The sequence below is a fragment of the Pseudomonas sp. GW-45 genome (genome assembly GCF_056896675.1).
This window is the reverse complement of record NZ_CM167674.1, coordinates 1,322,577-1,346,872: the sequence shown is the minus strand read 5'-3', so window position 1 is coordinate 1,346,872 and position 24,296 is coordinate 1,322,577. Positions and strand designations below refer to the sequence as shown.

Here is a 24,296-nt window from a genome sequence, read left to right as displayed (position 1 = left end):
CGACAACGTCGCGTAACCGCAGCAATTGATACCTGTTAGCCTGCGACGACCGTACCAAACCACTATCAAATTTTGGCAAATCGGATTTTTTTATGTAATTCAGTGGCTTGGCGTCATACCAACACTTATGACGAACAATTCCTACGCAGAAGAAGACCCCGGGCGCCCACCCATGCAACCAACTTCATCGCTCAATGCACCAGGACGGAGCACACGCGAGGCACAGGACGCCGATGAACACGCCCACAACCTGACCAACTGGCAGCAGGAATATGACCAGTTAGCCGGCGGCCGATTTTATGGGCGTATTGACGAGGTCGCGCTGGAGGGATTTCAGCTCTTCAAGGAACACACCAACCGCGCCTTGAGGCAACAATGCAACGTCTGGAAGGAATCAATCTGGCTGGGCATTCCCGCGCAAACGGCGGACTGCCGCATCAACGGCCTGACCGTCGACAGCAATCAGTTGATGTGCCGCCCCGGCGACCGCGATTTTGAATTGATGACCCCAGATGCCTTCGACATCTACGGCATAGTCGTCAAAGAAGACGTATTGCTGCGCGCCGCAGAGCGTGAAGGCCGCACGCTAGACCTTGCTCGCCTGGAAGAGGCGACACGCCTGACCGTTGCCCAAAAGCGCCTGGATCAAGTGCGCTACCTGCTAGAAAGGGTGGTCAACCACAGCGCCAACGGCCTAAACAGCCAACTACAGCAAGATCTCGCCAGCAACGCCCTGCTCGAGCTACTCAGTGAAGACAACCTGACCACCGAGACAGCGCCCAGTTACACCCATCGCAAACAGGTAGTCGATAAGGTTAAAGCACACATCGTCGGCAACCCCAACGCCGCCGTGAGCATGACTGAACTCTGCGAACTCACCCACGTTAGCCGTCGCACCTTGCAATATAGCTTTGAAAGCATCCTCGGTATCAGCCCACTGCAATTTCTGCGCACCGCTCGCTTAAATCAGGTACGCCGTGCGCTAAGCGACCCACGGCACGAGACCCCCATCGCCATAACAGCTGCCAACTGGGGCTTCTGGCATCCGGGCCAATTTGCAAAGGATTACAAAGCGTTGTTTGGGGAGAACCCGTCGGAGACGGTGAGGCGTGTTAAGTAGGCCTTATTGAAAATACGTATGAAAAATGAGTGTTCAATCCCGAATGCTCTTCAAATATTGTCAATTAAAACAGCCAGATAGTTAGAATAAGAGTTAAACCATCTGTGATCATAGCTGAGTTATCAGGCCATCAACCATATGCACAGCAGCCCCGCAATAGGTGACAACACCATGGGCACAGCTACCTTGCGACCGAGACCATGTTTACCGATCGCCACCGCAAGCCCTGCCTTGAAGAGATTGTTCACAGAAGCAGCGATCACGATGCCTGTGACCGCAACGGAGGGATCAATAGTTTCGGCCACATTCAACCGGGTTAGCGACAAAGTAATAGCGTCTACGTCAGTCAGACCTGAAACGGCAGCTAATAGATAAATACCTGCATCCCCCAGCCATACCTGCAACCATTCGGCCAGCAATAGAATAATTACCAGCAACCCCCCAAGGATCAGGGCTGACTTGAGATCCAGTGGGTTCTTGCTCAGTTCAGGCTGACTGATATTGGCGCTTCGATCCCTATAGCCGATCAACAGGGCCGGTAAATACAGTACCAGCGTCATAACTAGTAACGGCAACACCAGCATGCTGAGTAAAGACGGACTGATAATCAGACAGTAGAGCAAGATACGCGGCAACATGGTGCCACAGGCTAGTAAAATGCCAGCCGCTAACAGCGATGAAAGCTGATTCTGGTTACGCGAAATACGGGCAAAATGCAGTGTTAATGCGGTTGAAGAGCTCAACCCAGCAAACAGGCTAGTGAACAGAATCCCTTTTTTGGGGCCAGCGATTCGTACTGCAAAATAGCCCACAAACGAGATCGACGCGATCAACACGACCATCCACCAGATCTCATACGGATTCAATGCCTGCCCAGGGCCAAATCCTTGGCGCGGCAAAAGCGGTAATACAACTACCGATATCACCAGTAGTTTTAGGGCTGCATCCAGCTCATACGCTTGCAGCTTTTTTAATGCACCGTGAATTTCCTGTTTATTGTCCAGAATCATGGTGGTGATCACGGCAGCCATTGCCGCTGGGACGACCTCGCCAGCGGTAGCCAACGCACCAAAGCTAAAGGTTAAAAGCAGGCCTATGATGCCGGTAATACTGTAATCATGGGTAGCCACGCTGCGAGCGTAATAGGCGCTGATAGCAAGCCCGGCGACCACCAGCAACATCGTTGGCAGCAGCCACAAAGTTACTGCCTGGGCCAACAATGTAGCTATGCCACCGGTGAGCCCCACCAACGCATGGGTGCGCAAACCCGCGATGCGCTCACCGGCTTGTTTATCACGCGCCTCCCAACCTCGTTGCAGGCCTATCAATGCGCCCAGCAACAGCGCCACAGTTAAGTGAAAGGCAGTTTGCATCTGGCCGGTGACGGCAAATGGCATTTGCAGCTCTGGCATAAACTCGCTTCAACCCGCGGAATCGCTTCTGAATCTGGAATGAAACCGTCCACCGCTATAGGTAAACGAAAAATGTACTTATTCTCTCTACCGTGCCCTGCAGCACAGTTTTATCTGCACTCCTGCCGCGCATTCTAAGTGCAGGCTCAAATCAGAGACGCCGTGCGCGGAGCGCTCCGCGACAAGGCACACCATAGCAGTAAACACCACCAACTCGGGCTTCTTCAATCTAAGGCCGTTAGCTAAAGAATGTTCAGGCTTTGTTTGAGGAGAATACGTCGGCGCCTGCATATTGAGGATAAGGTTGGGAACCAAACCCTGCTTCCAACACTGATTTGCCGAGCCAGAACAAACTCATCCATAAGTCGCCGCTTAGGCACCCATATGAAGGTCTAGGAGAGCCCCACACCTACAGACGCCGACTATCATTCGTAGATCAGCAAACAAGAAGTTAGAAAAGCATTAAACCCATGATTACACTCCTTCCCCTGACACACGCGTATGTGCCGGGGGAATGGAGCACTGGGTTAAAAAGCTACTAGCATTAGAACCCGTATAACATCTTCAAATGCGCCATAAAGCCCGGGCGATCTGCTTCTGCATCAGCGCGAATTTTCTTAACATGGGGCCGCTCTTCCATTCGCATGCAATAAGCATCCAAGCCCGGAACCTCGGTCAACAGATCCTTACCCAGGAATTTTTTACCCACGTTACGCACGATGGGAAGATTCAAGATGGCTGCAATATCCGCCAAGGTAAATTGGTCGCCATAAGCGAACTGCTCAAAAGTCGACAGTCTCTTGAGCGCAGCTACTGCCTTAACGAGGCTAGCCTCAACCTCTTTTAGCACGGTCGGATCCGGCTCGGTACCTGTCAAGAGATTAGGGATCAGGCGGCGAGCCACAAGCTCAAAGTAAAGCTCAATGAATTGTGCCAACTCATGCACTTTCGCAACGCCAAAAGCCGTATCTGGCAGAAGTGAATGATCCGGATATGCTCGCTCGATGTACTCTAAAATGGCACGGGATTCGCTGATAAAGCCTTCAGCTGTTTCCAGAGCCGGCACTTTACCCATCGGACTTTTATCAAGATATTCAGGCTTATACTTTGGACCCACACCGGTATAAGAAAGAACTTCTTCAAACGCAACCCCTTTCTCAAGGAGTGCAAGCTTAGGCACGTTATAATAATTGCTAGCAGAAAAACCGTGAAGTTTAATCATATTACTCTCATTATTCCTAATAGAAATACAAAGCTATAAGTGAAAGCTTAGCCACACTCAGCCAACAATAATCTTAATCTTGTAAAACCACCATAACAAGTTTACCGGTAGTTGGAATGACCTTTACTTATAACGTTTTATTGAGAGGCCGGCTTTAGCCCGCCCCGAGCGAAGCGCTGCGAACGGGGCCGGCTTTAGCCCGCCCCGAGCGAAGCGCTGCGAACGGTATGAGCCAGTTGTTAAAGTGCTTTATAGGCAATTGCAACTTCAGAATTAACTTTGACAGCAAGTACCTGTGATTCGCGCATGAGTGCCTGTACTCGCTTTAAATTATTTTGATGCTGTGCCCATATTTCATTTCCAACAATGGCCTCGAAATTCATTTTGGTTGGTGCTTTCGAAGCTTCGTAAATTTCTAAGCGCTTGATACGTTCATCAATGTCACTAACTCCGCGCACGGTAGGAGATAGTTGTGCGCTACTAAGCATCCATGCTTTCCAATTCTTGTTGCCCTTATATTGGTTACATTTTCCGCAAAATGGCACCAGATTATGAATTTCTGAAATAAAACCCGTTGGCTTCTTGTCTTTAATTAGAGGGCGAAGGTGATCCCATTCCGAAGCGATACCACCGCAATAGGCGCATTGATAGGTTTGCGGTGTCATACCCAGAATTTCTAATGCATTTTGTACTTCACAAGCGGTAGGGTAGACAACCGGAATTATGGAATTGATAAACGCATTCGTGATACTTGAAGATCGCCCTGTGATCTTCATTGGTGTTGGCATTCTGAATAGCGATAGGTGTTCCATAGAGAAGTACTCTGACCTAGCGCTTTGCGGCAATTTTGTAGCCGCGAAGCAGTGAATAAATTGTCCGGCAAAGGCGAATAGTTAGCCTAAGCTGCATAATACTCTATAAACCTTGATAGAAAACGGCAGAAGTTTTTATACACGATCAGTCTACCATCGCTATTTCCTATCACTTCATACTCCCCGTCTTTCAACCCTTTTCCGATATTAAAATAGGCTTCATGATGGTCACCTTCATAAAAGTAAAGTTTGTCGCTGGACTCTAGACCAAGATTCTTTTTATTAGAAATTGCATTAGAAACAATATCGCCACCAACGACGTTTTCAAACGCCATGCCGTAAATACTATAAATCTCATTACCGAAACCAACTTCACCGCCGCCAAAATTCTTCAACCACCATTTATATGAACCAGGCAGCTTATAGCCCAAATAATCTTCCGCCTTAACTATCCAATTCTCAGAGCAACCTTTGCCATAGTCATCGAAATACACATGCGGACTACGCAGCGTCAAGTCTTTCAGCATTTCACGTTCGCAGTCCAATATCTCAATCTCTGCTTGTTTAAAGGCTAACGCCGCCATTTGCGGTCGTAGTTTGATGGCGACTTTTATGCGTTTCTTTGCATAAAAGTTGACGGAAAACGGAGATCTGCAAGATGGCCTTGTTATGCATTATTTTGAACATACCAGTCAGTTAAGAAAGTTAACCGCTTACTTTCGACTAAACTAAATGATTGATTATTGTTACTAGTAAGAGATCTGAACCAACCAATAAAATCAGGAAAAACTACCCAAGGAGGAAAACTGGATTGCTTTGGCTCAGCAGACCTAGCATTAAAACTTGTATGGCCATGTTGAACTTTTACCGTTGCAATTCCTCGTTTACTTGCATACTCAATAGCACCATTTTGAAAACCTGATGTAGAAAAAACCATACCTTTATGAGCACCTGAGTGCTCTTAGCTTTGACTCCATTACCATAATCACATCACGTGTTACCTAACTGCTATACCTTTGGAAACAACGGGGTCAGGTTCGATTGAAAAGGTTAATCAAGGCTAGCAAACGCTAATCCTCGGCACCTCAATTTGACACAAGGTATTTATCAAAAATATATGCATACATTGAGGGGCAATGCTTTTAAAGTGTGCCTGTCAGGCATTTTTTCATTGATCATGCCTAGATATAGCTGTCTTAACGCAGTTCTCCTCCACCATCTATACATGACTGTTTAAAGTAAAAACTGTCTGAATTGTAGGCGTAAGAAATCTTTAAACCCCAAGAAGTCCTATAGGAGCAATTTGGAACTCCCACCTTACATGATGCTTCTACATTACCAAATGACTGAAAGCACAATGTTTTCATATCATCTATTTGTCCTTTATCATCCATTATGTACTCGTCACACTGATTTCTAGAATAAAAAGCACATGCGAAATCAATTTGAGGCGATGATGGTATAGAGATTTGCGTGGATGCTTGTGTTTCTCTCCCTTCTGCCTTTTTTTCCTCTAACGGAATTGGTTGAGCATTGCTCGCCGTACTCTTCGATAGAGGTTTATTAGACTCTTCTGATTGTGGAATCTGGTTCGTTTCAGCTGCCAATTGTTCTTGCTGGAGTTCTTTCGCATCTGATTCCGTCACGACAACGCTTGCATTTACCTCAGGCTCATTCATTGACTCTAATAATGCTACTTTCAACTTAGCCTCATCCGAGTGAAGTGCCTTCGGGTATTGCTCTAGATATTCTTTGAAAGCATTTATCTCGTTGTCTGACTTGGCTTTTTGCCAATCATTTTCATAGGAGTTAATCATTTCTTCAATGTCGTGATAGCCTTCCTGCTCTGCTATACCTAAAGGCGTTTCACCATCGGAATTTTCAATATTTGGGTCGGCGCCATTTGCTAATAGAATAGATGCATTCTTAATTGAGTTGCCCTTTACAGCTTCATGGAGAGGGGTTGTGAAATAACGGTATATACCTGAGTGACAGGAATTTACAGCCCCCCCAATTTTTATCAGGTACTCAAGAATTTCAGCGGTATTTTTATTATCAGCAAAGCCGCAAGTAGGAATTGTATAATGTGTGCCATCGTTTACCTGCGCTCTAAATCCAGGTGAATCCATCAGTGCTTTCATCTCATTAAAGTCAGCACCCATATCATACTTCCCGTATAGATCTCCTGTAGGAGTAGAAGTACAGCCAGTTAAAGCTGCGGTCGAAATTAATGCTAAGCTGATGGATCTTTTAATCATCGATTGAAGTCCTTTTGATTTCCATATTTCACTACAGGGATTAATTTGCTTGGGTACTTAACGCCGCGCTCTGCGGCAAATTTGGAGCGCAGCGGAAAATTTGTCCGACAGCAGCGCTTTGTTAGGCATGTTGCTCATTATCGCTCTCTAAGTCCAATTTCATAATTTCTTCGAAAAGAAAGTGCATTCCTAATAAAAGTTGATCGAACTCAGAAGCGTAGTCCCCTTCATCAATATTTAGCTTTGACATAGTCTTTTCGTATTCCGTACCTTTTCTATGTGCTACACCAGTTGATCTAACAGACTGAACTCCTTTCAATAGACTGGATAGAGCCGAAAAATGCGGGGATTCTAACTTTTCAAGAAGATTTTCCATTAATGATATTGATTTAGTCGATTTGTCAGTTACTCCGAGGTGATTTCTAAGAGACTTAACGTTTATTGAGTCTATCGTGATTTTTGTAAGAGCAAGTACTTGAGCGTCAAATTCCGACTGTTCATTACTTAGCATTGATCGCAACGATTCATAGAAATGCTCATCCTTAGTAGAAAGAGGCAAGAAAAGATACCAGCCGTATTTTTTGTACCAATATGCTTGGATGTCTCTAAACTTTTGTTTAAATCTGTGCTCTGGATTTTCAGCATCGTAGAAATTGCCCAAAAAGCTCCGCTCAAAGTTTGTTCTACTAATTTTTCTTCCGTCGGGTATCAAATTAAAGCTTTTCCAATAAACTTGTTCTTTACTCGGCAAATCCCTGCCTAAATCACCCAAAAATACTGACACATGATTTGGTGAATTATTATCAAACCTCAAACTCCACGCACCAGTCCTATATAAATGCCCATCTGTGATTTCATAATCAGAGGAACTATAGTATTTCTGCATAACTTCTTTACGAAAAAATACTGGAGTTAGGTAATGAGGAGCATCAGGATTAGCGCCGAAATAATTAGCCAACAAATCAGGGTTACACGAAAACATTTCGGGATCATCAATATCGCCACCAATAATGAAATCCTGATACACCTTCTCTTGCTCAAATGGCCATACACCACACTTTTCCACGGATTCACATCGAATCAGCTTTTTTCCTAAGATCCTCGAAAAAGATGTGTATCCATCTGAATATGAATCTCCGGAATAGATTGTGTAGGTAAGCGATTCACCATTTACGTCGTCAGAAAAGCCTGTTCTCTGCTCGTAATGCCGAGTCATTTCAAAATATAGAAGCAGGTTCATCTGGCGTGCGGCCATAAAGGAACGTAAGTATCGTTTTCGGATTTTTACTTCATTTCGTTCCACTTTTATCACTTCAACTTCATCACCGACTTCATCAAAGCTAAGAAAAGAGCCAGTTTTGTTGTCATGATATAGGTTGTGAAACAGGCGAAACTCTTCAAGAATTTCTATGTAGTCTTCCTTTCTTCCATGAAAATCTCGAACTAGAATTGGTCTCAAAAAATCATCATCTGAATTGGTGTAGTAAGTCGTAACTTCTTCACCATCTTGATATGACGTACAAAAACCCGGCCCCCCACTGCCTATCATCAAATCCCAGCCAGGTTGCTTTATTGCTTGTTCCGTTTTTTCTTGACTAACAAGGGCGCAATACATTCCACCATCATGATCAGTATTGTTAATTGGCTCGCGCTTATAGACTGTAACCCAAAGCTCTTCGCCGTGCTTGTTGGCTAAAAAGTCGATAAAGTCTTCAAAAGGATTATTTGGCATACTTAAATGTTATTTCCTTTTTCGCCGACAGCGGCGCTGTTGTTAGGCATTTTCTGGTCTCTTAGTCCAGGATGCGTTTTCGAAGTAACCGAGCTCCTTTTGTATTCCAGTTACTTTTTCTTCGAAATCATCATTCCATTCTGGGATGTCTACATAAACAATATCATGAGAGTACCCAACCTCTGACGGACCCAACTTATCTCTTGATATGCCAACTACAATTTTGACATCTGGAAGGCGACCTCTTACAACCAAGCACCTTAAGCCTAGCTCTTGAACCCTGGCTTCTCGATCACTGCTTGGCCCTAGATGGAATACAAATGCCGTGTTTTTGTGCGCCAAAACTACTCTTGCAGCAATTTTTAACTCAGGTTTCTGTAAAAACTCAGAAAAGGCATCGACTAGATTTGCTCTGTGGCCACGCGGCTGGAGGGCCATTTGAACAAGAGCCAGCTGATTATCAGTGACCTGATTTGTGCCGTATTCAAACATTCCGTCAGTAAGGAGATCGCCCACAAAATGCTCGATCAACTTGTCCCAAAAATATGAATCCTTATAGGACTCTTGGATCGCTTTGTAGTCATCAGAGTCTATGAACCCTCGAAAAACCGTATCATCAATTATTAGTAAATCAGCTTCTTCGTAAGGGAACGAATGATTGTTTAATAAGTAGATTGCCAATAAGTCTTCAATGCCACCGCCGCTGAAAACTATATTGGCTCTGTTTATTAGAGCCTCAACTTCGGAAAGAAAACCAACGAAGTCCGTGATCGTATCTAGAAGGCCAAAAATTGCTCCAAGGCTAAACTCATCGCAAACATGTACGACTCCATAACCTAGATCTCCAGACTTTGTGGGCATTCTTCGCTGAGCCCCAAGTGATACAGATACACGATGTACGACTCGATCCTCTTTTGGTGGCAATTCGACCTTTCTGCCATCGTGCCTGGTGAACTCAACAGAAGAATCTAGCCATCGTTCAGCGCCCCATATTTGAGAAGCCGATTTATCTATTGCTGCTTTAGTCCACCTCTTCCAGCCCGCTTCATCACCTGTATCTTTGTACTTAATATCCTTCACTGAAATAATAACGATATGGTTTCCGCAGACAATTAAGCAATCACAAAGCTCTTTTCCTTTCTTCCCAATTGGATTTGGATGAGTCCAAAGATTAAGAAAAGCTCTCTCACTTATAGAGTTCACAAATTTTTCTGATTCAGTCAATCCCTCGGACATGCAATCCTCTCTGCGTGATGCCTAACAGTGATTAGATAGCACGCGGCATCAATACATAACCGCGCGTTCGATATAACTCCGGGCGCCGGGCAGAGATCGCATAATTTTTTAAAATATAATCAAACTCTTACACCCCAACCTATAAACCCAAACGTATTCGCTTGACTTCGACATTTTGTGATTTCATTACTACTGTATGGCATGCAACTTGTCATCCATCTTGCAGCCGACGCCGAAGGGCGAATGACCACCAATGTATTTATTCCAGACGAATGAATGTGCCCGGCGATGCAAGTCAGAATGGGAAGCCAGAAAGATAGGATGGTTAATTTAGAACGGCGATTGCAATGCAGCAGCGCGGGCGGCTTAGCAAGGTTCTGTAGTGTTGATGCGTTGGGTACTTTGCTTGCCATCCGTGGGCTCCTGCGAACTGGCTCACTGCCATATTCAGAAGGTAACGCCATCGCGCTGTGGCGTAAAGTAGATCTCCGTCGCGAAACACGATTTATCTGTCGGAGCCGTTAGCTTCCCGCTTTGCTGATGTGTGAGCGGCCAGCATTCCCGCCTATCCTGCGTGCAGCCCAGGGGGCGACCTGCGCACGCACTGCGCCTGCTGCCTATAATCGAAAGATCGGCGCGGCGTTTTGCGCTACACTGCGCCCATCTAGTCAGGTTGGGTGTTCTATGAAAGTGTGCGGCGTTGAAATTAATAGTAACGATGTGAATGTATGTTTGCTGTCCCTGACAGGCGACATTTTTGAGCTACCTGATTTTCGCTCACGTCGGCTGACCTTAACGGACATTAATAGCACGCGCGAGCTACGCTATTTTCAGCAGACTTTTGCTAAGTTGATGCATGACTACCAGGTGGATAAGGTCGTCATACGCCAACGTCCGATGAAGGGCAAATTTGCTGGCGGCGCAGTGGGCTTCAAGCTGGAAGCGGCAATTGAGCTGATCAGTGAGCTTAATGTGGTGCTTATGTCGCCTACCGACATCAAGGAATCGCTCAAGCGCAACCCGGTACAGATCGCTTATGCAGATACTGGCCTGAAGGTTTATCAAGAAGTGGCTTTTAATACGGCCTTTGCCTTTTCTATGAAAGACAAGTACGCCTCTGACAGTGAATAACCATCAATAAAGATGGCTACCTGTTATTAAAAAAGGCGCCTAGCGCCTTTTTTAATGCCTGCATTTTACGAGCGCCTCGCGTCTTACGGCGCTATGTACAACAAAATTATCAGCCTTCCAGAAACTCCACTATTTCCCGCTGAAAACTTGGCCTGATCAGTACGCTTGAATGGTCCCCTGGCACAACCTTGAGCTGCGCGCCTGGAATCGCTTTCTGCAGTTTGCGCGGCTGTTTTGCGAACGGGTCTTTGTCACCGGCGATGATCAGCGTAGGGGCAGTAATCTGTTCCAGCGGGATGCGACTCGAATGAAACGCCAGTGCCTGTGCTGCCATGGCTTTACGGTCTGCCCAGACCAGATCAGCCAGCAGACGAAAACCCGCAAGGGTGGGATTGCGGATGCTCCAGCGGCTGGCAAGCATGGCACTCGATAGCGCTTTTCTACCTTGCACTTGGTAACGACTATCCAGATGCAGAACGTTGCCGCCAACACCGCCGGCCACCAAGCGTCGAATACGCGGTTCTTGTGTGCCGGCCAGTAGGGCCACAGTAGCGCCCATGGAGTAGCCGACTAGGTCTACCTCTTCCGGCCCCAGTTCATCTAATAGACAGCTGAGGTCTCTTGCCATGCGCGACTCGCCGTAGGCTTCGGGGTCGTGCGGTTTGTCTGAGCGGCCGTGACCTCGTGCATCCAGTGCGATGACGCTGCGCCCGGCCAGTGTAAGTCGCCGCACCATGCCGGGGATGACCCAGTTTATACGGGCGTTGGCCACATAGCCGTGGTGCAGCACTACCGGTGGTTCAGCGGACTTTTGCCCCCAGCGCTGGTAATAAATTTCTACCCCATCGAACGACTTGAATCGACTCATACGCCCTCCAAGACACGCGTCAGTGTTGGCATGAGTATTAAGCGCACCTGCCTGCGATGCAAATTACATTTTTGTGTTTTTTTGATACTAAAACGAAAAGGTCTAATTCAATGTTTTTTCGCTGACCGCGCAGGTCTTGTCGGTATGCGGATAGGTCAACGGGCTAGCTTATTTATCAAGTACTCATATCCGAAAACCCTGCGCCAGTACCTGCAACTCGCTGGCAAGTTCTGCCTGGCTAACCGTAACTTGCGAGATTTCCTGTGAGCCGCTGAGGGTTTGCAGGGAGGTTTCGCGCACTGACGCCATGCTGCGAGAAATGTCGCGGGTAACGGCGACTTGCTCTTCCGCTGCTGCGGCAATTTGCGTTGCCATGCCGGAGATGCGGTCGACGTCTTGCAGGATATCGGCGAGCGTGCCTTCAAGTTTTTCGGCTTCATCAGCGCTGGTATTGGCCAAGCTGTGGCTTTGGCTTACCGAGGTTTTTACGCTGTCGGCTATGTCGCGAAAGCCGCCGATCAGCGATTCGATTTCGACCGTGGAGTCGTGGGTCTGGCGCGCCAGGTTGCGCACTTCATCGGCTACGACGGCAAAGCCTCGGCCTTGCTCGCCTGCTCTGGCCGCTTCAATGGCCGCGTTCAGCGCCAGCAAATTGGTTTGGTCTGCCACGGCTTTGATGACATCAATCACCCGTGTGATGGACTCGCTGCTGCGCTGCAGGCGCTCCATCTGAGCGTTGACCTCGTCTATCGAACTGGCCAGATGTCGAATGCGCGCGACGCTCTGCTCCACCACCTTGCGGCCCGCGGCGTTTTTACCCGAGGCATTACTAGCGGCTTCAGCAACCTGTTGAGTGTTGCGTGAGATTTCCTCGGAGGTGCTCGACATCTCTTCTGCCGCCGCCGCGACCTGATCAACCAGTTGCTGTTGCTGGCCAACCTGATCCGAATTCTGGCTCGCTGTGGCGCGGGTCTGTTCGGAGGCTGAGGCCAGGCGCACGCTGGTTTGATCGATCTGGCTGAGGGCGCCCGAGAAAGTTTCTATTAGGCCATTCAGTGCGCTACCGATTAGGCCCATCTCATCTCGCGAGCAGACTTTGGTGCGAATCGAGAGGTCTTTCTCTTCCATGATATGGCGGAAGTCGCCGAGCAACTGATTCACCTGTCCGGTCACACCCAGAATGATCAACACCGCCAACAGCAGTACCCCAACCACTACTATGCAGCCGATGATTGCGGCATGCTGCAGTTGGCTGCGCGCGCTACCGATCACAAAATCGGTGCGAGCGGCCATCTCACCGGCGACGTTTTCCTTCAGTTGGTAAACGTCGTTGATGGCACCACTGGCACTGTCGAACCATTCAATATTGGCCATACCTAGAAAGCCGTATTCCGAGCCGATCAACTTGTTGCGTAACTCGGCAAAGCCGAGGAATTCCGGTTGTTCGCGCAATGCTTTTACGCGCGACTGCATGGCGTCGCCCAGTAAATCTGCGGCGGTATCCAATAGCGCTTGTTTACGTGCACCGGCAGCGCTGACGTCACCTGCGAGCCCCAGCGATACCTCTCCTTGACTCAACACTAGCGCGCCGGCAGCCATCTCACGCGCAGCCCATTCGGTCGACTGCGTTAGCGCGTAAAAAGCGCTCATCAGTCTAGTGAGCTGGGCCTCATCAGAATGGTGCAGAATCTCCGGGGTCAATGCGACTAACTGCTCTACAGCTTGGGTATAGACGTTGTAGGCAAGCGCCGCTTCAACGTCTTCAATCATGACCCGTTCGCGCAGCGGCATCAGCTCTGACAGTGCGGTCGATGCCCGCGCCAGTTGAGGTGCAATGGTGACTCTCACGCTGCCATCCAGCGTGGTTATCACAGACCGAAACTCTGACAGGCTGGCATCGGTTAGCTCCCGCTGGACTTCCAACCGTTCTACCACCCGCCCGTCTGAACCGCCGCTAGCGATAAGGAGCGCATTGAGGCCACGTTCTTTTTGCAGGTTCTCAACTAGCGGATCAGCTACCAACACGAGCCTGAACAGATCGCGCGATTCTTCCGTGCGCTCTAGGTTAGCGTAGCGGTCATTGACGGTCGTAATCGAGAAGTACAGCGTGCCCAGCAATGCTGGGAGAATGAGCAACAATAGTTTGCCGCGCATTGAAAGATTTCGAAGCATGGAGAGCATGATTGGCGCCTTGAGATAAAACCTGACTAAATGGACAGACTTATCTAAAGACAACAGCAAGAAGAGTGCCATCACTTTGCCACTCGCACTTCCGGCATTCGCACTGAAAGCGCCGCACCAGAGCGGTGCAAGGCTCGCTATCGACGAGCCAAAATGCAGCTTCTTTGTGATGGAAGACCGTGTGACGGACAAACGTAAAGTGCCCCATGAATGCAAGGTCCAACAGTCATTCGCGCCACTCAGTCGTTGCTTTGGTTTCTCATACTATTCGCTAGCGCACTCTGGCCCAGCGTATCCAGCGCTGCTGTTGCTCCATTCACATCGGCGGCAGTCTTGTTCTGGCTCAACTTAAATTTACCCACTAAGCGGTCTATCTCAATCTCAATACCCACGATCGCCGCCAACATCTGGCTGATATAGGCCGTACTGGAATCAGTCATTTTCCAGGGGCGGCTTTGCTGTGATTTACTCTCGTGGTCACGAGTCAGACGCGCTACCAGCCCTCGGACAAAACGCTCATCGTCACGCAGTCGAATACGGCCATGTGCATGCACAACCTGATAATTCCAGGTAGGCACCTGCCGGTGAGTTTCGTGCTTACTGGGGTACCAGTTCGGCGAGATATAGCCCTGCGGCCCGTTAAAGATGACCAATACCGGCATGCCATCGGTGATTTGCTCAATTAGGGGATTAGCGCGAGCAATATGGCACTGCAATACGCCCGGCTCACCCTCCTCTGCCAGCAGCTCAAAGGGGATGTGGTTTGCACACAGGCCTTCGCCGGTCTGGATAATCAGCGTGCCCAACGGGTAGGATCGCATTAAGGCATGCAGCTGATCAGGGCGATTTTCGGCAAAGTGCTCGGGCAAGTACACGATGGTAAAGCTCCATACGCAAAAATTGAAAACAGCGCCGATGCTAGCACGAAGATGCACCCTCCACTGAGCGTCGATAGCGGTTGGCTGATCAAGCAAAACAGCTGCATCAATACCTGCAGTCGCGTGACCTTACTCACAGTTATTAGCCAAATCAGGCTAATTTTGCAAAATTAGCCTTTTAAGGCTACATTTCATAATGTATGAAATGGAAATACCCACTATCAGTAGCCCATCACGGACCGCATAAATGAGCATCTCTGCCGTACTCACTGGTGACCTGATCGACTCGCAATCGGTGCAAGACACCAACGCCTATGTCGCTCAGCTAAAAGCCACGCTTGACCGGCTTGCTGCAGCCTACGACTTTAAGGCTGAGCAGTACCGTGGTGACGGCTTTCAGTTAACGCTCAACGAGCCAAGCCGGGCCTTTGAGTGCGCTGTGGTTTTGCGTGCTGGTTTAATTGCCAGCAGCCCAGACAACGAGCGCTTTGATGCACGTATCGCCATCGGCATTGGCGGGGCACCCAGCGACAATCATTACGGCGAGGCCTTTGTACTCTCCGGACAGGGGCTTGATGGTATGAAGAAGTCGACGCTGGGTATCTTCAGCCATGCCGAGCAGTTGCTCGACCGCACTGCGTTGCCCACCGAGTTTGTCGCGAGCATCATTGATGGCTGGACGCGGATAGAAGCGGAGACTTTTTTCCTGCACGCCACGCAGCAATCAAGCCAGAAGGATCTTGCCCAGCTGCTGGGCAAGTCCCGCGTGACCGTACACAAGGCGCTGCAACGCGCCAACGCCACGCTGATCGACCGTTACATTGAACGTACTCAAGATTGGGTGCGGGAGCTACACCATGTCTGAGGTCACTGCGCTGCTGCTGTTCATACTGATTCACATCGTCGCCACGATGTTGATCTACATGTTTCCGTTAGCTGCCGACGCTAGCGCCGCGGGCAGAGTGCGCTGGATTGCCGCCAAAGCCGTGCCCTATGGTTTAGCGGTCGGTTTGGTGATGCTGATAGCTGCGTTTGGTACAGGTTGGAGCCTGTTGATCGGGCTATTAGTGATGGCCAGCCAGTTCACAATGGAATGGTTAAAACAGTCCCGAGTATGCCGTTTTTCAGTTGACCTGGCACTCACCCACTTGCTGCCGCTGGCGGTCTTGTTGTTGGTCTGGTTCAGCCTCACCCACAACTGGTACGGGCTGGGTGAGCTTATTTTAGAGCTACTGGGACCAAAGCCGCTGATTGCGCTGATAGCCTATTTGTTTATTCTGCACCCCACCTCGGCGCTGATTTCACAGCTGCTGCGGCCCTGGCTGAACCATGCCGATCTCACCGATGAAGCGTCGCTGAAACATGCAGGCAAACTGATCGGCTTTCTTGAGCGCTTCCTGATAGTGACCTTCGTGCTGCTCGGCCAGTGGTCTGCCATCGGCTTTTTGCTCGCGGCCAAAAGTATTATGCGCTTCAACGATACGCGCACAGCCAAGCGCCCCGTCTCCGAATATGTGCTACTGGGTACTCTGTTGAGTTTTACCTTCAGCCTGATGGTAGGTATCGGCCTTTCTGGCGTCCTGAGTAGTTAGCTTAAAAAGGCTACTATGACAAAAGTAGCCTTTTTAAGGTAATGTCCCAGCATTGTTAGCCTCATAGGCTGGCCCACCTGTTTAAACCAAGGAGCAACTGTGCGAATTTGCGTTTTCTGCGGCTCTAGCGCCGGCAATAACCCTGTATATCGTGAAGCCGCTATTGAACTGGGCACCGCGCTGGCCAAGGCTGGCATAGGGCTGGTGTATGGCGGCGCGCAAGTCGGTTTAATGGGCGCGGTAGCGGATGCAGGCATGGCCGCTGGCGGCGAGGTGATCGGCGTAATCCCACGGCACCTGGTCGAACGCGAACTCGCCCACGACGGCCTGACCGAGCTAAAGGAAGTGGGTTCCATGCATGAGCGCAAAGCCATGATGGCTGACCTGTCTGACGGCTTTATTGCGTTGCCCGGCGGCGTCGGCACCTTTGAAGAGCTGTTTGAGGTCTGGACCTGGGGCCAGCTCGGCCATCATCAAAAGCCCTGCGCGCTGCTCAACGTGGGCGGCTATTACGACACACTGGTGACCTTCCTTGATCACGCCATGAACGAAGGCTTTATGAAGCAACCCTACCGCGAGATGCTGATTGTCGCATCCGACGTAAGCTCGGTGCTCGCCAAGGTCGAAGCTTACGAAGCACCAAAAGTGTCAAAATGGATGACAAAGAACGAGCGCTAAATAGGCGGTATGACGGCATCACCGAAAGGCGATGCCGTTGTAATGCTTAGCCCTACCCCGTCATCTTCACTTCAAGCCTGATACGCCTGCACAAATCTTCCAGACATAGCCCACCTCCGCGTTATTATTCGAGCACTCCCCTCACCTATCGACTGAATGCCCATGAGCGAACGCAACTGGATTGATCTCAAACAGGACGCCGATACGGGTATTGAGACCATCCGGGCGCACTTTGAGGGGCATGCGTACGATCCACATTGGCATGACAGTTATCTGGTGGGATTTACCGAGCAGGGACTGCAGCGCTTTCACTGCGGGCGCCAACGCTACGACAGCGTACCCGGCAAGGTAATGTTGCTGGAGCCGGGCGAAATATACGATGGAGAGGCACCAACAGCAGGCGGTTTCACTTACTCCATGCTGTATCTGGACCCCCACTGGCTGGAACGGGAGCTGCGGGGTCTGTTTGGTGACGCGCCCGAAGACTGTATACCCGCCATGAGCATGACCGTTGGGCAATCGCCCGAGCTTATCTTTGCTATTGCCAGCACCTTTCAAACGCTGCACCAACAGGAGCTACGCATCGTGCGGCAAACCGCACTGGACTACCTGCTAACCCAGCTGACCAGCCAGACCCATTGGCGCAAACGCAGCGAGTCGGATCCGCGCATGCCGCAGGTCGCGCGGCTGGCAAGAGATTACCTGCATGCCAATCTGCACGAAGAGACCAGCCTGACGGACCTGGCCAATGAAGCCGGAGTTGACCGTTTTCGTATGCACCGTGCTTTCAAAGCTGCGTTCGGACTGGCGCCGCATGCTTATCTGGTCCAACTGCGGCTGGCTCAAGCACGCCGACGCTTGGCGGCGGGCGAGACGCCCGCCTTCGTGGCTGTAGGGTTGGGCTTTGCCGATCAAAGCCATTTGGGGCGCTGGTTCAAACGCGCCTACGGTTTGACGCCAGCGAGCTATAGGCAACGCTGCACGCGCCTTCCAGACGCAACTTAAGCACTCCCCGACAATGACTCCCGATATCCATTACGATCGGGAGACCTGCCTTGACTCACCTGCTACCTTTTCTGCTGTTCGCCTTTGTCGCCTCCATCACCCCCGGCCCCACCAATTTACTAGCCATGAGCAGTAGCGCGCGCTTCGGCTTGCGCGCCACGTTACCCATCATCATCGGCGGTTGCCTGGCTTCAGCAGCACTGGTACTCGCGGTCGGGCTAGGCCTGGGTAGCATCCTGCTGCAAACCCCTTTATTGGCGCACATGCTTGGGCTGGGTGGAGCGCTCTGGCTGAGTTATCTGGGCTGGCAGATTGCGCGCACACCGGTTGAGATCGACGCCGGAACGCAAAGCGAGCGTCCCTTGAGCGGTTGGGCAGCGGCTCTGCTGCAGCTGATCAATCCCAAACCGTGGACAGTCGCGCTGGCCGTCGTCAGCGTATTCATGGCGAGCGCGCATGCACCTGCATGGCTGTTGGCGCTGCTATTTCTACTGATAGCGATTCCGTGCATGTTGCTCTGGGCGTGGTTGGGTGTGCGGGCACGAATCTGGCTGCACTCGCCTGTTCAACTGCGTAGATTCAATCAATTGATGGGAATGCTTTTGGCCGTCTCAGGCTGGCTGGGCCTACTAGGCTGAATGCTAACAATGAGCTCGGCACTGCCTTGGCTCCGAGTATCAGACGCTCTCGCAACCCCTGAATCGCGAAGAGTTTGTTTCTGACCGGTTGCGCAGGGTCGATAGTCGCGGCAACGCTGTATGGCTGGAAGCAACCTACAATCCAATCTTGGCTGCTGGCAAGGCAATAAAGCGGCTATTTAAGCCGCCGCCTGGGCCGACGCAGGCAAACCGAATACCTTGTCGAACCCCAGAGTAAATACGAAGGTGTAGCACACAAAAAACACCAACAACCCTAGGTCCAATACCAAAGCGTGATACAGCGAAATCTCCAGCCACCACGCCATAGCGGGCACCAGAGTCGCCAGCAATCCCAATTCAAACCCTAATGCGTGGGCCACGCGGCGCTTTATGGTGCGCGAGCGCTGTTGCTGCTGGCGCTCCCAGCGTTCAAACGCAGTGTTCCACACCAAGTTCCAGCTTACCGCCACGATGGAGGTAATGATCGACGCAACGCCTGCGCTGATCATCGGATGCCCTAAAACCAATAGGGTCAGGGTCACCACTGTTACAGCGATTAGTTCATAAAAGGTCACGTAAACCAGCTTGCGCTTAACGCCTTGCATATCAACAACTCCAACAACTGATACAGATAACTCAGCGGTAACTGAGGAACAGCCCGAATTTTATGTTTTAATTTCTGATAGAAAAAGAAACCTTCTATCAGAAAAACTGACAAGTCATGGCATTCACTAGCGAAACCGTAAAAGTATTCCTCGAAGTGCTGGATAGCGGCTCCTTTTCCGCGGCGGCGAGGCGCCTCAAGCGCGTGCCCTCCGCGATCAGCATGAGCATCTCCCAGCTGGAAGCCGAGCTGGATATGCAGTTGTTCGACCGCTCGGCACGTGAGGCCATCCCTACCGCGGCCGCACGTGCACTGGAGCCCAAAGCGCGCCAGGCTCAGCAACAGCTGCGCGAGTTGCAGACTCAAGCGTTGCAACTGCACCAGGGGCTGGAAAAACGCCTGACACTCGCCATTGCCCCGGAGTTACTCTCCGCCGCCTGGAACGGCCCACTGGCGACCTTGGCTCAGGAGTTCCCGGCGCTGGAAGTGGAAGTGAGATCGGAGCCGCAAGCAGATGCACTGCGTCTGCTACACGAAGGTGCAGTCCAGATTGCTCTGGTCTTTGAGCGACCAAACCTCGACGAACGTGAACGCTTTCAAGAATTCGGCAGCGAACTACTGGTAGCCGTTGCAGCACCAAATTATCCAGAACTCAAAGCCTATGGCGGGCCCATTCGGCAAGAGCACCTGATGAATATGCGCCAAATCCTGGTGGGTAGCGGTAACGTTACAAAAGCCGACACGCGCATGCCGCTGTCCAGAAAAATCTGGCTGACGGACAGCCATTTGGCAACATTAAGTCTGGTGCAAGCTGGTCTGGGATGGGCATGGTTGCCAAAAACACTGATTCAACATCTACTCAGTGCAGGGCAATTGGTGGAAATAGCCTTTGAGAATGTGAGCAACGAATTATGCCTATGGGTTGATATCGTATGGGTAAAAGACCGACCACTCGCACTAGGGGCTAAGCGCTACCTCGAGCTCATGCGCGCATAGCCTTCACGTGTCAACAATACCAAGTGAACTGTACTGGCATAGATTTGGCCTGAAGCCTTGAGGTCGTCTATTAAGGCTTTGTGTTCATCCGCCGGCAGATAGAAGTAGTCATGCCCTTGCTGCAATTGCGCTTCACAACGTTTGAATGCCTTGAAACTAGTGCCTTTGGGCACGGCGTTAAGCTCATCCAGTTGACGTAAGCTAAGGGTTTCGACACCCGCATGGGGGATCGGAGTGAGTATGGGCATGAAGCTCCTACTGTACAAAAATCAGACAAATCGCTTAGGACTCGAGGAGGAAATCAGTATACTTGCCGACCTTTTCCCATGCACAACCGAGCGAACTATGACCGAGCAAGCCAACAACGACAACATATCCGCGCCAGTAGCGGAGACCGCCACAGAGTCCAAGGCGTTGCCGGGGCTGGGTTCACTGTTTGCCGCCGCTGCCAGCGCCAATTCGCGCAAGGGCGATACGCCAAAGAAAGGCAAGACTGGCGACCAGCACGAGCAGCGTATTGGTATGCCGCCGCGCAATACACGGCGTTCGATGGGTAAGCGCTAAACACAAGCGAGTTACCCGGAGCACGTTGAAGGTTAAAGGGGCAGCGACACGTAGAACTGCGCGCCATGCCCCCGCTTGGACTGCACGCCGATATGACCACCGTGCAGTTGCACAATTTCTCTGCACAACGCCAGCCCCAAGCCAGCACCGCCTTTTTTGCCGCCTACCTGCACAAATGGCTCAAACACACGGCCCTGCTGACTGAAAGCGATACCTTCGCCGTTGTCTTCCACACTCAATAGAATACGTTCGCCCTGCCGGCGGGCTTGCAGGCGTACATTGCCATCGGTAGGCGTATGCCGCAACGCATTGCCCAGCAGGTTATCGAGCACGCGCTCAATCTGCAGACGATCCCATCGCGCGTGGGGCATCTCGTCGTGTATATCCACCTCAAGGTTGATATTCAACTCACGTGCCTGCACCGCGAAGCGTGCCGCGGCGTGCTCTACCAATTCGCCAGGATCACAGGGCGTCAGCTCCAATTTCTGCAGGCCGTTCTGATAGCGCGAGAAGTTCAGTAGGTCATTGATCAGATCAACCAGACGCCGCATTTCTTCGTCTACAACAATCAGTAAATCGGCCTCGCGGCTGCCTTCCGCGAAACTGGCACGCTCTTGAAATAGCGAAAACGCCATATGCATTCCGGTAACCGGAGTACGCAATTCGTGTGAAGCGCGTAACACAAACTCTCGACGCACACGCTCAAAGGCGCGCTCGTCCGTCACGTCGCGTAATACCATGACAGCTCCCTGCACCCAGGTATCGGTGCGCAGCACCGGGGTCAGGCTGTAGTCCAACAGGCGCATTTCGCCCGCCACTTCAACTTGCAGATCTTCCTGCTCGCTACTGCTATGCGGGTTGCCGGCTAAAACATCGCGTACCTGCTCATCCAACTCAGGCCGGCCCATAGCGACACCCAAGCTTTGCCCTAGCTCGCGCGAGTCCCAATCCAGTTGGCGGCGTGCTACCGGGTTAAAGTGCTCGACTTCACCATCCTGATCCAGAATCAAAAGACCATCATCAATGCTGTCGAGCACCGCCTGCAAACGGCGTTGTTCGCCTTGCAGGGCATTCACGTCGCTACTTTTGAATTCACGCAGCGCTTCAGCCATTGCGCCGAAGCGCCGACTCAGCGCTGAAATCTCCAACACTGGCGATATCGGCAGCAGCACATTGAAGTCACCGGTACTAATCTGATCGGCCGCCCGCGCCAAGCCTTCAATAGGCTGGGCGAAGCGCCTGGCGATGCTGTTCGCCGTGAGCAAACCTAACAACAATACAGCGAGGCCAATCAAGCCAAGCAAACCTGCAATCAACCACGCGCGCTGATGGGCAGCAGCTTCAGCCCTTTCTACTTTGTCAAGGTAGCGGTTTTGAATTTCGTTCAGTTGATCCCGCATGATCGAAATCTTGCTACTGAAGATATCATTGGACAGCAGTTCACGGCGCAGGGTGATTGGGCGCCGCAAGATATCGTCGTAACTGGCGTAAGTGGCTTCCAGCTCCGCCATCGCGACACGATCAGACTCGACTACCGCGTGCGCTTTGGCGACTGAGAGTGACCGTTTAAAGCGCGCATCCGACGCTTTGAGTTCCTCTCGATTTAGGTCTTCTTCCAGCAGCATGGTGACCTGCGTGCCTATTTCTTGCCGCATCGCCAACGTTGATTTGATGATGTTCAACGTGCTGGTCATCGACAGTTTTTGCGACTGAGTCAGACTCAGCACGCCAAACATGCCCACCACCAACCCCACCAGCGCTACGGTAATCAGTGCGCTGCTGCTAAGAAACAGTTGCGTGCGTAGCTTCATAACCCGAGCTGCTTCCTTTTGCGATAAAGCGTAGAAGCATCAATGCCTAGCGTCTTGGCGGCTTGGTCGAGCGTCGAGCTGGAGCCCAGTACCCCAGCAATGTGGGCTTTCTCAAGCTCTTCAAGGCTCAGCTCGGAACCGACCCGGGGCGCGCCGCTGTTGGCTTCAGCAGCACTTAGCCCTAAGTGAGCAACTTGCACCAGCTCTTCACCACAAATGATGCTGGCACGCTCAATTACGTTGCGCAGCTCACGGATATTACCTGGCCAGTTGTAACTCAACATAGCGTCTCGGGCCTCGCCGCTGAAGCCAGTGGCTGGGCGAGCATAATCCTTTACAAAACTGGCTAGAAAGCGTTCCGCCAGGGTCATAATATCGTCATGTCGTTCGCGCAGCGGCGGCAACATCAAGGTAATGACGTTCAAGCGGTAGAGTAGGTCTTCGCGGAAGCGGCCACTTTTGACCATTTCGCCCAAATCCAGATTGGTTGCTGCGAGAATACGCACATCGGCGCGGCGGGTGACCGGGTCGCCAACGCGCTCGTATTCTTTATCTTGAATGAAACGTAACAGCTTAGGCTGCAAAGTCAGTGGAAAGTCGCCAATTTCATCAAGAAAAAGCGTGCCACCATCGGCTTGGTTAACTCGACCTAGGGTATTCTCACTAGCCCCAGTGAAGGCGCCCTTACTGTGACCAAACAGCTCGCTTTCCATCAGCTCAGCAGTGAGCGAAGGGCAATTGATGGTCACGCACCCTTTCTTGGCGCGCTTACTCCAACCATGAATAACCCGAGACAACTCTCCTTTTCCGGTACCCGACTCGCCCAGAATCAAAATATTGGCATCCGTCACCGCTACCTGCCGCGCCGTTTCCAAAACCGCCATCATCGCTGGGCTTTGTGAATCGACCTTGGCGTGCGTTTGCTTTACTTCGCCCTCCAGTACTTCCAGACGCGCCGCCATCTGTCGCATTTCAAGCTGTTTGGTCGCCGCCATACGCAATTGGTCTGGGCTGCAGGGCTTGACTAGATAGTCAGAGGCGCCGGCCTGCATAGCATCAACGGCGGTATCTACTGCGGAATGTGCGGTGACTATCACTACGCGCATCCATGGCGCTATTACGCGCATCTTCGCCATCACATCCAGACCGTTGTCCTCACCCAGGCGCAGATCGAGAAAGCACAGGTCGAATACTTGGGTGTGTAACACAGACTCAGCCTGCAAAGCCGTAGCTGCGGTAGCAACATGATACCCCTCATCCTCAAGACAATAACGAAAGGTTCTAAGGATTGCTGGCTCATCGTCCACCAACAAAATCCGCCCTTTGGTCTGTGCTGCTTCCATTTTTTCGTCTGCTCCAGACTTGATATGAGGTATTAGTCAATGCGTATTCGTGCAAGTTGCATGACGCCAATGCGGCAATCTTGCAACTTGCACTTTGGCTCACGCAACAAATATTTTCAACTTATTGATTATAAAGGATTTTAATTATAAAAATAACTGGCACAGCTGTTGCTCTGTCTCACTATGAATAAGTCATGGCCCAAATCGCCGGCCTT

24 protein-coding genes and 1 pseudogene are annotated in these 24,296 nt (G+C 50.9%); 9 read left to right on the top strand and 16 right to left on the bottom strand.

Going from position 1 to position 24,296, the window contains the following annotated elements:
* The first annotated feature begins 172 nt into the window (after positions 1-172).
* Positions 173-1,120, top strand: a complete 948-nt coding sequence (locus AC1XYH_RS06095; protein WP_483325740.1) for a helix-turn-helix domain-containing protein — start codon at positions 173-175, stop codon at positions 1,118-1,120.
* A 122-nt stretch (positions 1,121-1,242) separates the two neighbouring features.
* Here AC1XYH_RS06095 and AC1XYH_RS06090 read toward each other — a convergent pair whose 3' ends face one another.
* The 8 genes from AC1XYH_RS06090 to AC1XYH_RS06055 form a co-directional block, all read right to left on the bottom strand.
* A complete protein-coding gene (locus AC1XYH_RS06090) occupies positions 1,243-2,532 on the bottom strand; it encodes an MgtC/SapB family protein (protein WP_483325739.1) in 1,290 nt (429 codons plus the stop codon).
* 544 nt (positions 2,533-3,076) lie between these two features.
* A complete protein-coding gene (locus AC1XYH_RS06085; protein ID WP_483325738.1) occupies positions 3,077-3,754 on the bottom strand; it encodes a glutathione S-transferase family protein in 678 nt (225 codons plus the stop codon).
* Positions 3,755-3,993: 239 nt separating this feature from the next.
* Positions 3,994-4,566, bottom strand: a complete 573-nt coding sequence (locus AC1XYH_RS06080; protein WP_483325737.1) for an HNH endonuclease — start codon at positions 4,564-4,566, stop codon at positions 3,994-3,996.
* 86 nt (positions 4,567-4,652) lie between these two features.
* The gene (locus AC1XYH_RS06075) at positions 4,653-5,150 is read right to left on the bottom strand and encodes an SMI1/KNR4 family protein (RefSeq protein WP_483325736.1); all 498 of its coding nucleotides are present in this window, start codon (positions 5,148-5,150) and stop codon (positions 4,653-4,655) included.
* An 83-nt stretch (positions 5,151-5,233) separates the two neighbouring features.
* Positions 5,234-5,503 carry a hypothetical protein gene (locus AC1XYH_RS06070; RefSeq protein WP_483325735.1) on the bottom strand — a complete coding sequence of 90 codons (270 nt, stop codon included), beginning with the start codon at positions 5,501-5,503 and terminating at the stop codon, positions 5,234-5,236.
* 259 nt (positions 5,504-5,762) lie between these two features.
* Positions 5,763-6,824: an ankyrin repeat domain-containing protein gene (locus tag AC1XYH_RS06065; RefSeq protein ID WP_483325734.1), complete on the bottom strand. Its 1,062-nt coding sequence runs from the start codon at positions 6,822-6,824 to the stop codon at positions 5,763-5,765.
* Positions 6,825-6,945: 121 nt separating this feature from the next.
* On the bottom strand, positions 6,946-8,556 hold the full coding sequence (locus AC1XYH_RS06060; RefSeq protein WP_483325733.1) for a hypothetical protein: 1,611 nt from the start codon (positions 8,554-8,556) through the stop codon (positions 6,946-6,948).
* A 42-nt stretch (positions 8,557-8,598) separates the two neighbouring features.
* Positions 8,599-9,792, bottom strand: coding sequence for a hypothetical protein (locus AC1XYH_RS06055; protein ID WP_483325732.1), 1,194 nt, complete (start codon positions 9,790-9,792; stop codon positions 8,599-8,601).
* 684 nt (positions 9,793-10,476) lie between these two features.
* On the opposite strand from AC1XYH_RS06055, the gene AC1XYH_RS06050 reads away from it, so the two are divergent.
* The gene (locus AC1XYH_RS06050) at positions 10,477-10,923 is read left to right on the top strand and encodes a DUF3010 family protein (protein ID WP_483325731.1); all 447 of its coding nucleotides are present in this window, start codon (positions 10,477-10,479) and stop codon (positions 10,921-10,923) included.
* Between the two features lie 109 nt (positions 10,924-11,032).
* Here the strand turns inward: AC1XYH_RS06050 and AC1XYH_RS06045 are convergent, their stop codons facing one another.
* The 4 genes and pseudogenes from AC1XYH_RS06045 to AC1XYH_RS06030 form a co-directional block, all read right to left on the bottom strand.
* The gene (locus AC1XYH_RS06045; protein WP_483325730.1) at positions 11,033-11,791 is read right to left on the bottom strand and encodes an alpha/beta fold hydrolase; all 759 of its coding nucleotides are present in this window, start codon (positions 11,789-11,791) and stop codon (positions 11,033-11,035) included.
* A 183-nt stretch (positions 11,792-11,974) separates the two neighbouring features.
* Positions 11,975-12,679 (bottom strand): methyl-accepting chemotaxis protein, encoded by a 705-nt coding sequence (locus AC1XYH_RS06040; RefSeq protein ID WP_483326317.1) that lies wholly within the window; start codon positions 12,677-12,679, stop codon positions 11,975-11,977.
* 414 nt (positions 12,680-13,093) lie between these two features.
* Positions 13,094-13,945: pseudogene (locus AC1XYH_RS06035) on the bottom strand (nitrate- and nitrite sensing domain-containing protein); the annotation flags it as partial.
* A 266-nt stretch (positions 13,946-14,211) separates the two neighbouring features.
* Complete coding sequence (locus AC1XYH_RS06030; RefSeq protein WP_483325729.1) at positions 14,212-14,847, bottom strand: FMN-binding negative transcriptional regulator; 636 nt, start codon at positions 14,845-14,847, stop codon at positions 14,212-14,214.
* 250 nt (positions 14,848-15,097) lie between these two features.
* On the opposite strand from AC1XYH_RS06030, the gene AC1XYH_RS06025 reads away from it, so the two are divergent.
* The 5 genes from AC1XYH_RS06025 (at position 15,098) to AC1XYH_RS06005 (ending at position 18,763) form a co-directional block, all read left to right on the top strand.
* Positions 15,098-15,715: an RNA polymerase sigma factor sigma-70 region 4 domain-containing protein gene (locus tag AC1XYH_RS06025; protein WP_483325728.1), complete on the top strand. Its 618-nt coding sequence runs from the start codon at positions 15,098-15,100 to the stop codon at positions 15,713-15,715.
* Positions 15,708-16,442, top strand: coding sequence for a hypothetical protein (locus tag AC1XYH_RS06020; RefSeq protein ID WP_483325727.1), 735 nt, complete (start codon positions 15,708-15,710; stop codon positions 16,440-16,442). Before AC1XYH_RS06025 ends, AC1XYH_RS06020 begins: the two co-directional genes overlap by 8 nt.
* A gap of 99 nt (positions 16,443-16,541) precedes the next feature.
* The gene (locus AC1XYH_RS06015) at positions 16,542-17,120 is read left to right on the top strand and encodes an LOG family protein (protein WP_483325726.1); all 579 of its coding nucleotides are present in this window, start codon (positions 16,542-16,544) and stop codon (positions 17,118-17,120) included.
* A 162-nt stretch (positions 17,121-17,282) separates the two neighbouring features.
* On the top strand, positions 17,283-18,125 hold the full coding sequence (locus tag AC1XYH_RS06010; RefSeq protein WP_483325725.1) for an AraC family ligand binding domain-containing protein: 843 nt from the start codon (positions 17,283-17,285) through the stop codon (positions 18,123-18,125).
* Between the two features lie 50 nt (positions 18,126-18,175).
* On the top strand, positions 18,176-18,763 hold the full coding sequence (locus AC1XYH_RS06005; protein WP_483325724.1) for a LysE family translocator: 588 nt from the start codon (positions 18,176-18,178) through the stop codon (positions 18,761-18,763).
* A 179-nt stretch (positions 18,764-18,942) separates the two neighbouring features.
* Here AC1XYH_RS06005 and AC1XYH_RS06000 read toward each other — a convergent pair whose 3' ends face one another.
* Positions 18,943-19,368: a PACE efflux transporter gene (locus tag AC1XYH_RS06000; RefSeq protein ID WP_483325723.1), complete on the bottom strand. Its 426-nt coding sequence runs from the start codon at positions 19,366-19,368 to the stop codon at positions 18,943-18,945.
* A 116-nt stretch (positions 19,369-19,484) separates the two neighbouring features.
* On the opposite strand from AC1XYH_RS06000, the gene AC1XYH_RS05995 reads away from it, so the two are divergent.
* Positions 19,485-20,363: a LysR family transcriptional regulator gene (locus tag AC1XYH_RS05995; RefSeq protein ID WP_483325722.1), complete on the top strand. Its 879-nt coding sequence runs from the start codon at positions 19,485-19,487 to the stop codon at positions 20,361-20,363.
* Here the strand turns inward: AC1XYH_RS05995 and AC1XYH_RS05990 are convergent.
* Positions 20,339-20,611 (bottom strand): hypothetical protein, encoded by a 273-nt coding sequence (locus tag AC1XYH_RS05990; RefSeq protein ID WP_483325721.1) that lies wholly within the window; start codon positions 20,609-20,611, stop codon positions 20,339-20,341. The two genes, AC1XYH_RS05995 and AC1XYH_RS05990, sit on opposite strands and share 25 nt — an antisense overlap.
* 97 nt (positions 20,612-20,708) lie before the next feature.
* Here AC1XYH_RS05990 and AC1XYH_RS05985 point away from each other — a divergent pair, with 97 nt between their 5' ends.
* Entirely contained in the window at positions 20,709-20,927 is a 219-nt protein-coding gene (locus AC1XYH_RS05985; protein ID WP_483325720.1) for a hypothetical protein, read from the top strand.
* A 32-nt stretch (positions 20,928-20,959) separates the two neighbouring features.
* Here AC1XYH_RS05985 and AC1XYH_RS05980 read toward each other — a convergent pair whose 3' ends face one another.
* Both AC1XYH_RS05980 and algB read right to left on the bottom strand, forming a co-directional pair.
* Positions 20,960-22,738 carry an ATP-binding protein gene (locus AC1XYH_RS05980; RefSeq protein WP_483325719.1) on the bottom strand — a complete coding sequence of 593 codons (1,779 nt, stop codon included), beginning with the start codon at positions 22,736-22,738 and terminating at the stop codon, positions 20,960-20,962.
* Positions 22,735-24,081: a sigma-54-dependent response regulator transcription factor AlgB gene (algB, locus tag AC1XYH_RS05975; protein WP_483325718.1), complete on the bottom strand. Its 1,347-nt coding sequence runs from the start codon at positions 24,079-24,081 to the stop codon at positions 22,735-22,737. The genes AC1XYH_RS05980 and algB overlap by 4 nt, the downstream gene beginning before the upstream one ends.
* Positions 24,082-24,296: the final 215 nt, after the last annotated feature.